Origin of the sequence: Scatolibacter rhodanostii (assembly GCF_900197595.1) — a bacterium.
In the GTDB taxonomy this organism is placed as follows: Bacteria; Bacillota; Clostridia; order Oscillospirales; family Acutalibacteraceae; genus Scatolibacter; species Scatolibacter rhodanostii.
Genome location: NZ_FZLO01000001.1, coordinates 92,791 through 105,833, shown reverse-complemented (window position 1 = coordinate 105,833; position 13,043 = coordinate 92,791). Strand labels below are relative to the sequence as shown.

General features: G+C 41.6%; 11 protein-coding genes. 6 read left to right on the top strand and 5 right to left on the bottom strand.

Annotated features, from left to right (window positions below; translation table 11 throughout):
- Positions 1–12: 12 nt before the first annotated feature.
- The 4 genes from CS931_RS00500 to CS931_RS00485 form a co-directional block, all read right to left on the bottom strand.
- On the bottom strand, positions 13–996 hold the full coding sequence (locus CS931_RS00500) for a mannonate dehydratase (protein ID WP_159459698.1): 984 nt from the start codon (positions 994–996) through the stop codon (positions 13–15).
- Positions 997–1,039: 43 nt separating this feature from the next.
- Positions 1,040–2,566, bottom strand: coding sequence for a galactarate dehydratase (gene garD, locus CS931_RS00495; RefSeq protein ID WP_099203803.1), 1,527 nt, complete (start codon positions 2,564–2,566; stop codon positions 1,040–1,042).
- Positions 2,567–2,710: 144 nt separating this feature from the next.
- Complete coding sequence (locus CS931_RS00490) at positions 2,711–3,559, bottom strand: MBL fold metallo-hydrolase (RefSeq protein ID WP_099203802.1); 849 nt, start codon at positions 3,557–3,559, stop codon at positions 2,711–2,713.
- Between the two features lie 62 nt (positions 3,560–3,621).
- Positions 3,622–4,905 (bottom strand): SLC13 family permease, encoded by a 1,284-nt coding sequence (locus CS931_RS00485; RefSeq protein WP_099203801.1) that lies wholly within the window; start codon positions 4,903–4,905, stop codon positions 3,622–3,624.
- Positions 4,906–5,435: 530 nt separating this feature from the next.
- Here CS931_RS00485 and garR point away from each other — a divergent pair.
- From garR to CS931_RS00455, 6 genes are all read left to right on the top strand, one after another.
- Positions 5,436–6,359, top strand: a complete 924-nt coding sequence (gene garR, locus CS931_RS00480; protein ID WP_099203800.1) for a 2-hydroxy-3-oxopropionate reductase — start codon at positions 5,436–5,438, stop codon at positions 6,357–6,359.
- 23 nt (positions 6,360–6,382) lie between these two features.
- Positions 6,383–7,300 (top strand): dihydrodipicolinate synthase family protein, encoded by a 918-nt coding sequence (locus CS931_RS00475; protein ID WP_099203799.1) that lies wholly within the window; start codon positions 6,383–6,385, stop codon positions 7,298–7,300.
- 18 nt (positions 7,301–7,318) lie between these two features.
- Positions 7,319–8,650 (top strand): enolase C-terminal domain-like protein, encoded by a 1,332-nt coding sequence (locus CS931_RS00470; RefSeq protein ID WP_099203798.1) that lies wholly within the window; start codon positions 7,319–7,321, stop codon positions 8,648–8,650.
- A 148-nt stretch (positions 8,651–8,798) separates the two neighbouring features.
- Positions 8,799–10,151, top strand: coding sequence for an enolase C-terminal domain-like protein (locus tag CS931_RS00465; protein ID WP_099203797.1), 1,353 nt, complete (start codon positions 8,799–8,801; stop codon positions 10,149–10,151).
- Between the two features lie 15 nt (positions 10,152–10,166).
- Positions 10,167–11,297 (top strand): glycerate kinase family protein, encoded by a 1,131-nt coding sequence (locus CS931_RS00460; protein WP_099203796.1) that lies wholly within the window; start codon positions 10,167–10,169, stop codon positions 11,295–11,297.
- 397 nt (positions 11,298–11,694) lie between these two features.
- Entirely contained in the window at positions 11,695–12,363 is a 669-nt protein-coding gene (locus CS931_RS00455; protein WP_099203795.1) for an MIP/aquaporin family protein, read from the top strand.
- Between the two features lie 208 nt (positions 12,364–12,571).
- On the opposite strand, the gene CS931_RS00450 is transcribed toward CS931_RS00455, so the two are convergent.
- Positions 12,572–12,976 carry a bis(5'-nucleosyl)-tetraphosphatase gene (locus CS931_RS00450; protein ID WP_099203794.1) on the bottom strand — a complete coding sequence of 135 codons (405 nt, stop codon included), beginning with the start codon at positions 12,974–12,976 and terminating at the stop codon, positions 12,572–12,574.
- Between the last annotated feature and the right edge of the window lie 67 nt (positions 12,977–13,043).

The following is a 13,043-nucleotide window of genomic DNA, read 5'->3' as shown; positions in this document are numbered from 1 at the left end:
TTATTATTTTTGTCAGACTTTATTCTGCCATCTGGTTTCTATTTCGGCGGCGTGGAGCAACCCTTTCATATGACCGGTAGGATAGGCACAAGCACCAAGCATTCCACCCATTTCAGGATATCCTTTGAAAGCGTGATCGATGGACATATATCCCTGATAACCGCAAGCCACAAATTGTTTCATAATTTCATACATATTGGCGTACCCATCTTCGCTAAGTGTTTCTTCAAAATATGGCAAGGTTGATGAAACATTGCGAAAATGCACCACTAGAACTTTATCCTGCTCACAAAATGTTCGAATATCTTGCATCAGATTTCCGAATTGATTACCGCCCTCTAGCCAGCAGCCTACACAAAGCTTCATGCCTAGTGCAGGACTTTCTTTTGCCAGAGCAAATGCTTTGCGATAGGTTTCTGTGTTATAAATCAAGCTGGCCACACCGCCGAGAGATTTTACGGGAGGGTCATTCGGGTGCAATGCCAAGCGCACTCCATTTTCTTCACAGACAGGAATTACTTTTTCTAAAAAATAGTGAAAATTTCCCCAAATTTCTTCCATGCCATATTCCCTGTCATTGCTGACAGGACGTGCCTCAATTTCTTTTAAATCGGCATAGGCAGACCTGCCGCCGCGGGTATGCGGTCTGGCGGCAACACCAGTACGAAAAATTCCGTTTGGCTGCCAAGCGACCGAAACAATCGGAACTTTCACTTTTGCTGCCAACTCGATGAAATCAATAAACTTATCAATTTCAACATCACGGTTTGGTTTCCCTAAAATAATAGAAGCATTTTTTTGAAGCGGCGGACACGCTAAATCTGAAACAGCAATATCATACTTGGCATATCGTTCCATGACCGCCATTACGTTCTCATAAGTCGCTTCATCAGGCATCACATTTAAATTAGAAAAAGAAACACCCATCTCACGGATGAACGCCAACTCTTCATCGGTGTGCTTTGTTCCCATCGGCAATTGAATTTTAATAGACATTATTTTCTCCTTCCAAGAAAATCCAAGACATTTATTGATTTCTTTAGGTGATTGGAGCCGGATTGAAGAAACACATATCATTGTAGAAACCGTACTGGTCACTGTAAGGTTTCTTTATGCCGCTTGCAACATCCAAAATCATATGAAAGATTTCTGTTCCCACTTCAGCAACAGTTTTCTCACCTGTAGCAATGTCACCCGCAGAGATATCAATCATATCAAACCAATGCTCTTTCATGGAATTATTACTGCAAACTTTAATAACAGGCGAAACTTCTAAACCATAAGGAGTACCTCTTCCTGTCATAAACACCTGCAAGCCAATGCCGCTCGCCACCTGACTGGGGCCGCACACAATATCACTCGCTGGAGTGGCTGCATAAATCAGCCCTTTTTTTGTTGGCTTTTGCGCCGGACTTAGCACTTCGATAATGGGGCTTGTGCCTGATTTCGCAATAGAGCCCATCGCTTTTTCTACGATATTGGCCAAACCGCCCTTTTTATTTCCCGGGGTTGGATTCGCATCACGGTCCACTCCCCCTGCTTCTAGATAGTCATCATACCACTGCATTTCTTCGGCAAGGCGGTCACGGGTTTCTTTGTCAATGCATCGAGCTGCCAACATTTGCACGCCATCACGCACCTCGGTAACTTCACTGAACATCACAGTTGCACCACCGGACACCAACATATCTGAAGCATATCCGGCACTAGGATTGGCCGTAATCCCACTAAAAGCATCACTTCCGCCGCACTGCATGCCAATCAAAAGCTCACTCAAAGGTAATTCTTCGCGGCGACGCTGATTCAATTTTAGCAATTTTTTCTCTGCCATGTCAAGAATGGCCTGCATCATAATATCTTGTCCTGCATAATCTTGGAGCGTTAAAACATTCGCAGGAATAATATCTGCTGCAGAGAGTATGCGGTCATAGGTTAGCTTTTCACAGCCTAATCCCACCACCATAATTTCTCCCCCAAAATTTGGGTGATTAACAATATTAGTGATAGCACGAATCGGAATATTTGCCATGGGAGCGTTGATTGCCACACCACAACCGTAGGGATGTGTCACTGCCACAACGCCGTCTACATGAGGATATTTAGGGAGTAATTCTCTCTTGATTTTTTCCACAGCCACTTTCAGCACACCTGCAGCACATTGTACCGTGGTGACAATGCCTAACATATTACGTGTGCCAGCAGGGCCATCTGCATTTCGATATCCCTGCCATGTTATCCGTGGCGGAATAGGCAAATCTTCTTTTTTAATAATATTGGTGGCATAAGGCATGTCACTAAGCGAAGGACTTTCCGGTAAATTCAGCATATGCTCGTTAATCCAATCGCCCGCTAAAATCTTTTCTTTGGCATATCCAATTACAACACCATATCGGATAATTTCTCCTGCCGCTTCTATATCTACCAAAGCTACTTTATGCGCCTGCGGGATAAAATCACGTGTCAAAAGTCCTGATAAAATCTCTGTTCCAACGGACAAATCTGATACCGCAACAGCCACATTATCGGCTTCTCTCAGCTTAATAACCATTCTGGATAATTCTTTCATATTGTTGTCTCCTGTAGTTGTATCCCTCGATTTTATTGCTTGAAATAATGAAAAAAGTAAAAGAGAGTACGGCAAGATTTCTTTTGCTGCACCTCTTTCACTTTGCTATTCATGTAACTTTATTTTTCTATGTCTCTACTGCTCTTAATTCTTTGGAGGATATACCTCTGGGTAATAGGACATAACTGCTTCAGCACGATTTCTTAAGATGTCTCCCCATGCATAATCAGCAATAAAAGGAGTGTAATCTGTGCGGTCTTCTGGGATATTAGGCATTACATTACCCTGGTTCAAGTGACTTGGCAGCATGATATCCACTGGGATATTAGCATTTTCAAAAGATTCACGGATGAATCGGTGAGCCAATTCTTGTGGCTGATTGTATTCTGCCAGCAAATCAGGGCGCATTAGAGGAGCTCCCAAACCGCCATGCATAGCACATTTATAAACTACGCCAGTTTCATCATCTGTATCTTCAAAGAAGAAAGAAGTTGAACCCGGTGTATGACCAGCACAAAGCTTTGTATGAATTTTGAAGCGACCTAAATCAATCGTCTTACTGTTATCATAGAAACAATCTACTTCATATTCCACTGTGCTCATCGGTTCGGTAGCATCCTTAAAGGCTTGATGCTCTTTTTCATCTTCTTTTGAAATCCAAATTTTTGCGCCTGACATTTCTTTTAAATAACGTGCACCATTCACATGGTCCCAATGCCAATGGCTCAGCAGGATATGTTTAATGTCTTTGGGGTCGAAGCCAGCACGCCAAATATTGTCCATAAGAAGGTAGAAAGAGCCTTGATAACCGGTATCCAGCAAAATGATACCCTCACCTGTATCTAAGAGATATACACAAACGTCATCTTGACCGCCAACCTGCCATACATGCGGAGCGGCACGATAGAACGGCACCGTATATTTCCACGGATGGTCCATATCAAATCCATATCTCATTTTAGGAACAGCAGCAAAAAAAATCTTTTTTTCCATTCTGAAACCCTTCTTTCATTTGCAATAAATTATGTACTTGAGTCTTATTAAATAGCAATCATTTATCCGTAAATGGGATATAACAAGTTAGCTGAGATGGCACTGGATAAAATCGCTAACAACATATACGGTACTGTAAATTTCAACACCTTAAATGGGTTATAACCACCAGCTGCATAAGCAACTGCAGCTTCACCTGAACCAGACGGGAACGCAATATCAAACATATTTGCAATACCGCAAATCAAGATAATTCCGCGCGGATCCCATCCAGCTGCTAATGCGATAGAGGCCGCAATTGGCACAAAAACAGCCTGTGTTGCCATGTTCGACAAGAAATTTGTTGTAATAACAGTAACAGCAGCAAAAATAAGCATAACTGTAAAAGAACTGGGATTCTCGCCAATAGCAGAAAGCAAGAAGTTACCAATCAATTCGCCTGCTCCTGATTTACCCAAAGCATCTGCAACAATCAAAACACCGGCAATCATCCAAATCATATCTATGGTCATGCTCTTAACAGCTTCTTGCGTTTTTAACACGCCGGTAAAAATAAGAACCAAAACACCAACAGCAGGAGCTAAATACATAAGGTCGCCAGTGAACTTATTCAGAATCATGCAAAGTGTAACCGCAATGAAAACAACATAAATAATGATTTCTTGTTTACGTGAATAAACTGCTACCGCATCTTTTCTTTCTTCTATTGCCTGTGTATTGACAACACCATCTTTAGGCATTAAACGCCAAGCAAAAAGACAATAGGCTGCCAACACTACCATTGGGATAATTGAGAAAAGGAAGGGGTCTATCATTGTTAACGCATACTTGCCATCCGGCATAATTCCTTCATACATGGCGTTGATAGTAGCAAAGTTTGTAGCACCATTGCCAATCGGTATTCTGAATTTGAACGCTGATGATATTCCCAACAAAGGAAGAATCAAACGATTTGGGGTGATTTCGCCACTGGCGCCCAGTGTAGACATAAAGACCACCATAATAGCGATACTGGCCGTTGCAGGAATAAATTGTCCAAAAATAGCTGCAACCAAGAAAATAGAAATGACAAGAACCATACCATGTTTGCCTTTAGCGACATTCATAAGTCTGCTGATTTTAGTCACAACACTTGTTTTTGACAGCACCGTACTAAGCGCCATAAACGGCGCCAAAAGAACAACAATCTTGTTGCCAAACCCGCTAAAAGCAGTCGGGATATCCATAATACCAGTGAGAACCAGCAGAACACAACAAGTCATGGTTGTAACACCAAACGGAACTTTGTGCCACACGAACATAATAATCATAAATAGCGTGATCCCAAGAACAATGTACAATTCCATTACGTTTCCTCCAATGGAGTAATTGATTTCTACAATTACTCGATTCGTTAAGTAATTACCTAACAAGCAATATTTTATGAACTTTTTAAGAACCTGCCGAAAAATGATTCGTTTTCTTGTAGGCTGCAATTACAAGGAAAAAGGCATTCTTCAGACCTTTTTATGATAGTTTAAAGTTTATCAATTGCAATGCGGTGTTTCAATCGGCAAAATAAATCAAAAATGTTTGCAAATTTTATAATCTATCACCTTTTTTTACTATTTGAAACTTTATAATGAAATAATTTAAATTATTGTTTCAATTGTTTCATTATCTTTTATTCTTAATTTTTGCTTCGTTTGTAGGTGAATTGATTCATGAAACATTTGAAATATTTTCTAAACGTTTTTGAAATGAATGTTTAATATTTTAGAAACTTTGCATTTCTACTGATTTCATAAAGTAGAATTCATCAATATGACTATTGTATCATATAAATTTTTTCTGCTACAATATAAAAGAACTTTTTAAGAATCGTATCGTTTTATGCATGATTTGTCCGCTTTTTTATGGAAAGGAAGGAATTACTATGAAAATTGGCTTAATCGGTCTTGGAATTATGGGTAAGCCCATGGCAAAAAACATATTGAAGGCAGGCTATTCTTCTTTATTTGTCAGTGACTTAAACAAAAGTAATGTAGATGAACTTGTGGCTGCAGGCGCAACATCTGCTACAAATAAAGAAATTGGCGAAAACTGTGACGTGGTTATGACCATGCTGCCCAATAGCCCTCAGGTTAAAGAAGTTATGCTCGGCGAAACGGGTGTTGCTTCTTATATGAAATCTGGTTCTGTATTTATCGACATGAGTTCTATCAACCCTGTTGCCAGCAAAGAGATTGCGGCTATCTTGGCTGAAAAGAACATTGAAATGCTGGATGCTCCTGTTTCAGGCGGCGAACCAAAAGCCATTGACGGCACTCTAAGTTTTATGGTTGGCGGCAAGCAAGATGTATTCAACACCTATAAAGCTTTATTAGAAACCATGGGTGCATCTGTGGTACGCTGCGGTGAAGTTGGAGCCGGAAACACAACAAAACTAGCTAACCAAATTATTGTTGCTTGTAACATTAGAGCCGTTGCAGAAGCTTTCACACTGGCTCAAAAAGCAGGCGTCGACCCTCAACTTGTATTTGAAGCCATTCGAGGCGGATTAGCAGGTAGCACCGTTATGGATGCAAAAGGTCCTATGATGATTGCTGGAAATGCACAGCCTGGCTTTAAGATCGACTTGCACATCAAAGATTTGAATAACGCTTTGGATTGTGCTCACACAGTAGGTGCTCCGGTTCCTATGACATCTTCTGTCCAAGAAATTCTGCAATGGTTGCACAATAACGACTGCGGTCAAAATGACCATAGTGCAATTGCAAAATACTACGAGAAACTTTCTGGCATTGAGATTGGCAGATAAGTTAAGAGAGGAAACTTACAAACATGTATAAACCATATGGCGTCATTCCGCCAATCGTTACTCCGTTTAATGAAGACGGTACCATTGATAAGCAAGCTATGGTTTCCATCTCTAAGCATCTAGTTGATAACGGAGCACATGGACTGTTCCCTTTCGGAACAACCGGAGAATTCTACGGCGTAAGTGATGATGAATTTATTCAGACCCTGATTGCCGTTCAGCTTGCTGTTGTTGACCGCAAAGATCGATATGGCAACCCTATTCAATTGATTGCAGGATGTAACCACATCACCACACGTGGTGTCATTCGGCTTATCCGCTTGGTAGAACAAGTAGGTGGCTACGACGCAATCAGCGTGCTCACTCCTATGTTTATTTCTCCTTCACAAGAGGAATTATACAATTTCTTTAAAACGATTGCCGACAGCACTTCTTTGCCTATCATTATGTATAACAATCCACCAAAAACCAATGTAACAATTGCACCTAGCACAGCATTGCGTTTAGCCCGTGATTGTGAAAATATTATTGGCATTAAAGATTCTACTGGTGATATGACCAACTGCGAAGAATATCTTCGTCTGACCATGGACTTACGAGATAAATTCAACGTCATGATGGGACGTGACACCATGATTTACGCTGGCCTGCACTATGGTTGTTCTGGTGCTGTGGCAAGCTGTGCAAATGTTGCTCCTCGCTTGGCAGCCGACATTTATGACAAATTTATGGATGGCGACATGAAAGGTGCTTTAGAAGCACAATATCAACTAGCTCCTTTGAGAATAGCAACCGCCATGGGCACTTTTCCTGAGGTCATTAAAGAGGGGCTTGCCATGCAAGGCATTCCAGTTGGCAAATGTTTAGAGCCTATTTCTGAACTTAATCCAGAACAGAAAGAAAAGCTGCGTGACATTCTGGCTCAAATGAATTTGATTTAAGGGAAAGGTTATACTCTTATGAAACCAACTATTGTATCTATGGAAGTTTTCCCGGTAGCCGGGCTTGATAGCATGGAACTGAATCTTTCTGGTGCACATGCTCCCTATTTCACACGCAATGTGGTTGTTCTGACGGACTCTGACGGGCGCACCGGTTTGGGTGAAGTACCGGGCGGCCAAAAAATCACTGACACTTTAGAAAAAGTTTCTGACTTTGTTGTCGGTACGTCTGTAGCTGATTATCGAGGTACTTTGCTTGTCATCAAAGAACACTTAGAAGCTAACGGCGAGAAAGATGTAAGAGGCGCACAGACATTTGATCTTCGTACTGGCGTTCACGTATTAACCGCTATTGAATCTCCTTTGTTAGACCTTTTAGGCCAATATTTGGAACTCCCTGTTGCCTCTTTGCTTGGTGACGGACAGCAACGTGAAACCGTTCGTATGCTGAGTTACTTATTCTTTGTCGGAGACAGGAAAAAGACTGATCTCCCTTATGACTTAGCCGAATCAGATTCTTGTGATTGGTATCGTCTGCGCAACGAAGAAGCTCTGACTGCTGATGAAATTGTAGCTCTTGCCAAAGCCACACAAGAGAAATACGGCTTTCAGGATTTCAAGTTAAAAGGCGGCGTTTTGGAAGGCAAAACCGAGATAGAATGTATCAAAGCGCTTAAAACAGCTTTTCCTGAAGCTAGAATTACATTAGACCCTAACGGTGGTTGGCTGTTAAGTGAAGCCATTGAACTGTGTAAAGATATGCATGGTATTCTCACTTACTGCGAAGATCCCTGTGGTGCTGAAGATGGTTTTTCCGGTCGTGAAATCATGGCTGAATTCCGCCGTGCCACCGGTTTGCCTACGGCCACCAATATGATTGCCACTGATTGGCGCCAGATGACACATAGTTTTGCGCTGAACAGCGTTGACATTCCACTGGCAGACCCTCATTTTTGGACGATGACAGGCAGTGTTCGTGTTGGCCAGTTATGCAACGACTTCGGTTTGACATGGGGCTGCCACTCCAACAACCATTTTGATATTTCACTGGCTATGGTTGCTCATACAGCAGCCGCTGTGCCTGGCAAACTGAATGCCATTGATACCCACTGGATTTGGCAAGAGGGACGTGAGCGTCTTTGCATAGAAAGTCCTCAAATTGTTGACGGCTGTATCGCCGTTCCTCGTGATAAATTTGGTTTGGGCGTAGCCTTGGATCGTGTACAGCTTGAAAAAGCTCACAAACTATACCTTGAAAAATGTTTGGGTGCACGTGACGATTCAATTGGTATGCAATATCTAATTCCTGATTGGAAATTTGACCCCAAATCGCCTTGTATGGTACGATAATAATTGATTTTAACAGTCTAAAAGAAGGTTGGCGGACAAAACATATTGTTTGCCAGCCTCTCATTCTATTAGACTGCCTTTATCAACCTACTATTTGATAAAAAGCTCATAATTTGCTATGATTTACAATAGAGATAGGAGTGTCTATATGGCTTTTGATTCCCCCATTATTACAAAAATGCAAGTTGTCCCTGTCGCAGGCTATGACAGCATGCTTATGACTTTGAGTGGTGCGCATGCACCTTATTTTACGAGAAATCTTGTTATTCTTCATGACAATGCCGGCCATACCGGTATCGGTGAAATTCATGGAGGCGAGCATACCAACAATAGTTTAAATAGTATGAGGACACTGGTAGAAGGACAACCCATTGCCTGCTACAAACAAATTCTTCAAAATATTCACCGACAGATGCGGCCTGCCGCCCAAGATGACGGCGAGGGCATTCAAACTCTCGACATTGCTAAGCTACAATTTGTTGTTAAAAGTGAATGGGCCGTTGAATGTGCTTTGTTAGATTTACTGGGACAATATCTAAATGTACCTATGTGCCAATTGTTGGGAGAAGGCAAGCAACGTGACGAAGTTGAAATGCTTGGCTATTTGTTTTATGTTTCTGATAAAAACAAGTGTCCAGCGGGAGAATTCCCTTATTTGGACGAAAGCAATAGCAGTGACCCATGGTTCCGCCTTCGTCGAGAAGAAATTTTAACCCCAGAACGTATTACAGAAGAAGCCTCTGCCTTACATCAAAAATACGGTTTTGAGAATTTCAAGCTAAAAGCTGGTGTTCTAGATGGAGAAGTGGAAATGGAAACCTTGATTCAAATCAAGAAGCAGTTTCCTAACGCACGAATTAACATTGACCCTAACGGAGCCTGGAGCCTTAACGAAGCAATCAGGCTTTGTAAAGATATGCACGACGTCATTACCTATGTAGAAGATCCTTGCGGCCCTGAATCCGGATATTCTAGCCGCGAGATTATGCGTGAATTTAAATCAGCCACACAATTTCCTGTGGCAACCAATATGATTGCCACAGATTGGCGACAATTTTATCACACCGCCAGCCAAAGTGCCTGTGATATTATTCTAGCCGACCCTCACTTTTGGGGATTTGACGGCAGTATTTCTTTGTCTCATATCCTAAAAGAATGGAATTTGACTTGGGGTATCCATTCCAATAATCATTTTGATATTACGCTGGCCGCTTATGCTCATACAGGTGCTGCTGCTCTTGGAAATCCAGCTCCGCTTGACACCCACTGGATTTGGCAGGATGGGCAAAATCTTTTAGAAGATACTCCTCAAATTGTTGGCGGTAAGATTCAAGTTCCGCAAGGCGCAGGATTGGGTGTTCACCTAAACATGGCACGAGTGGAAGAAGCCAACAAATTATACGAACGTTTACCTACTCATGACAGAAATGATGCTATGGCTATGCAGTATTTAATGCCCGGCTGGATATTCGACCACAAAAAACCCTGTTTAGTGCGATAAAAGGGAGATACTGAAATGAAAAAAGTAATTTTGATACCCGACTCTTTTAAAGGCACAATGTCTTCTGACACAGTCTGCCATATTATGGAACAAGAAATCAAAGCCGTCTATCCAAATGCTCAAATTGTGAGTATCCCTGTCGCTGACGGCGGTGAAGGTAGTGTTGATTGTTTCCTATCTGCAGTAGGCGGCACAAAGAAAACCGTTTCTGTCAAAGGTGTGTTTGGCGAAGAAATGCAAGCCTTCTATGGTTTACTCGCAGACAGTGAAACTGCTGTCATCGAGATGGCTTGCTGTGCCGGTTTACCGCTGGCAGAAGGCAGACTCAATCCGCTGACAGCCACCACTTATGGAGTAGGTCAGCTATTATTAGCGGCTGTGAAAAACGGCGCTAAGCATATTATTTTAGGGTTAGGAGGCAGCGCTACCAATGACGGAGCCTGCGGCATGGCAGCTGCTTGCGGGGTCCGTTTTACCGACAAAAACGGCAAAGATTTTATTCCTACCGGCGGCACTCTAAAAGACATTGATCATATTGATGTTTCGGGTATTGAGCCTAGTCTGCATGATGTGAAGATTACCGCCATGTGCGATATTGACAACCCCATGTTCGGCGAAAATGGGGCGGCTTATATTTTTGCCCCTCAAAAGGGTGCTGATGAAGTCATGGTTAAAGAATTAGACGATGGTCTCCGCCATTTAAACGAAATTTGTCAAAAAGATTTAGGCAAAGACCTTTCTACTTTATCTGGAGGCGGTGCTGCTGGTGCAATGGGCGCAGGGGTTTACGCCTTTTTGGGTGCAAAACTGCAAATGGGTATTCAAACCGTTTTGGACTGTGTTAAATTTGATGAACAATTGGCTGACACAGATTTGATATTCACAGGCGAAGGAAAAATAGATGGTCAAAGTCTGCGCGGCAAAGTAGTAATTGGGGTGGCACAACAAGCCGTAAAGCAGAATGTACCTGTTATTGCCATTGTCGGTGATATTGCCCCCGGCAGTGAAAGAGCTTATGAAAAAGGAGTCACTGCCATTTTCAGCATTAACGCTGTCGCAATGGATTTCCCCAAAATCAAACCCTATTCTAAAGAGTACCTTGCTACTACAATGAAAAATATTATGCGCTTTTCGTCTATATTTTAAAATTAAATGAAGTATTGCAAAAACCTCAGATTTTATCTGGGGTTTTTGTTGTTTATAGTCTATTTTCTCTATCCAAACCAGCCTTTCATTTTATTTTTTACTCTAACATTTTCGGTGAATCCTAGCTTTTTCACACTTAAAATAATTGATAAAATTTAATGCAAAAAAATTATTAAACATGGCCAAATATCCATAATTTACTATTCTGTGCTTTATTTTCCATAATCCCCTTTTCTTTATCTTCTTCTCTGCTATAATTTACAAACTAAACCCAGTAGGTTTAGTTTTAATAAGAGGGGTTTTGCAGAGTTACAACAACAATTTATGGTTGCTGGCAGATTGGGTTTAACTCCCCATTCCCTAATCATATTTTTGCATAATGCAAGGAGGTATTTTTATGAACGCACTAAAGAAGTATTTATCAGAATTTATTGGCACTTTTGTTCTTGTTCTGTTTGCCTGTGGAACAGCGGCGGTGGTCGGTGTATCTGCTGACAAAGGAACTGGCTATTTGCTGACAGCGCTGGCCTTTGGTTTGGTTATTGTCGCTATGGCCTATTCTATCGGTAACGTATCCGGTTGTCACATTAATCCCGCTGTTTCAATCGGTATGCTTGTAAGCGGCCGCATGAGCGTGCAAGACTTTATTGGGTATGTGATTGCTCAATTTTTGGGAGCCATCGGTGGCGCAGCTACCCTAATGGCTCTTGTGGGAAAAGAAAGTGGTCTTGGCGCCAACGGACTTTACCAAGGCAATATCTTGTCTTCTCTCATCATTGAAATTATTTTGACTTTTGTATTTGTGCTTGCCGTATTAGGCGTGACAGCAAAAGAGAGCAACAGCTCCGTTGCCGGTTTGGTGATTGGACTTTCTCTCACTCTTGTTCATATCTTAGGCATTTCGTTCACCGGCACTTCCGTTAACCCTGCTCGTAGCTTTGGCCCGGCACTATTGGTAGGCGGCGATGCGCTCTCCTCTGTTTGGGTCTTTATTGTAGCTCCTTTGGTCGGCGGTGTGTTAGCAGCGCTGGTCTATCGCTTTATCAGCAGTACCAAAAAGGCTTAAAACAAGAATCAACTATTTTTGCCAACTACACTAAAGGCAGCCAAACCCAAAAGTTTGGCTGCCTTTTTATAGAACAAGTAACATGCTGTTCTAGTAAAATTCTATTTCTTTAGAAGATATCATAAAATTATCAAACTATCCTCTATTTTTTTCTTGCTAATATTAGAATGAAAATCGGTTTGGCACCTACCTATCTGAAGGGAAAATTTCAACCTAGATAGTCCATAAATTTTCTTAGAATTTTTCTGCTATTCTCGTGGGTAATTCTCGAAAGAGCCTCTTCTAACGGAAACCAGCCTAGTGCCGTCACTTCTTCTTCTTGAATTTTTTCTTTACCCGAAACTACCTGCGCTGCAAAATAGACAACATCTTTCCAAACATCTCCCGGCAGTGTATATCCTATTGTCGTGCGAAATTGATCTTCAACCGCGATATGCAGTCCTGTTTCTTCCAAAACTTCACGTTTTGCTGTTTCAATTTCCGTTTCATCGGCTTCAACATGACCTTTAGGAAAGCTCCAGTGTCCTCCTTTTTTATGGCAGATTAGCAATATTTCAACAATTTCTTGTTTTTTGCGGTAAATAATAGCGCCGCATGACTTTTCTTTTTTCATTTTTATGATCATACCTTCCTTAAGAATCCACCCTTTCTACAAAGCCAAAATAGTGATTAGGTGATAA